1 pseudogene is annotated in these 1,023 nt (G+C 45.5%); it reads left to right on the top strand.

Annotated elements, in window-relative coordinates:
- Positions 1-1,023, top strand: a pseudogene (gene peuA / locus R7127_RS26935) (TonB-dependent siderophore enterobactin receptor PeuA); the annotation flags it as partial.

Here is a 1,023-nt window from a genome sequence, read left to right as displayed (position 1 = left end):
GTTGAAGTGCTAAAAGGTCCATCTGGTCTACTTTATGGTAAGTCTGAGCCGGGTGGCTTAGTAAACATGGTTTCTAAGAAACCAACAACGCAAACACATGTAAGCTTGAGCCAAGATATCGGTTCAAACGAACATTCGCGTACCGTACTTGATGTAAGTGGTTCTTTAAATGACGCAGAAACGCTACGTGCTCGCGCTATTTTTGCGAAAGAAAACTACAGCTCTTGGCGTACGTATGGCGATGGCACAAAGCCGCAAACTGACCGTGTTGTGGGTGGCCTGGTTGTTGAGTATGACATCACTGAAAACATCATGGTGTCAGCGCATTATGACCGCACAAAAGACGAAGGTAGCGTAGATTCAGGTGCTTACATCGTGGACGGAAAGCCAGTTCGTGGTGATAAGTACATCTGGGACGCTCAGTGGTCAAAAATTGATAACGACGTAGAAAACTACGGTATCGATATTAATGCTCAAGTGACTGATAACGTGAATGTGAAAGCGGGTTACAACCGTCAAGACTTTAAGCGTTTTGATGTAGAGTCTTACCCTAAGTTTGACAATTATGACAAAGATGGTGTGATTCGACATAAAGGGAACGAGCGCACAGATAACTGGGTATTCGATACCGCGTACTTAGACGTAACAACCAACTTCTCTTTGTTGGGTACAGAAAATACGTTTTTGGTGGGGGCAAACTACCTCGACTACAAATACGACCGCTTTATGGCTTTCCATGCAGGAGAGGATGTTGCGGCAGGCACGACAGTTACTCGTCCTGGAACCGTACGCTCGAAAAAATCCCCAAGACGCGAGCATGACACTTGGGGGATTTACGCGCAAAACATGATGACGATTAACGATTACTGGCAAGTACTTGCGGGTGCTCGTTATGACGAAAAGCGTGAAGATTCGCTAACAGAGAACCAAGTTTCTCCAAAGTTAGGTGTGATTTTCCACCCGACATCGAATGGTTCGATTTACATGCAATACTCTGAGAGCTTTATGCCGCAAGGTGAAGTC

This window comes from Vibrio sp. 1159 (assembly GCF_033340395.1).
In the GTDB taxonomy this organism is placed as follows: Bacteria; Pseudomonadota; Gammaproteobacteria; order Enterobacterales; family Vibrionaceae; genus Vibrio; species Vibrio alginolyticus.
Note: the sequence above shows the minus strand (reverse complement) of the source record. Positions and strands in the feature narration are given on the sequence as shown.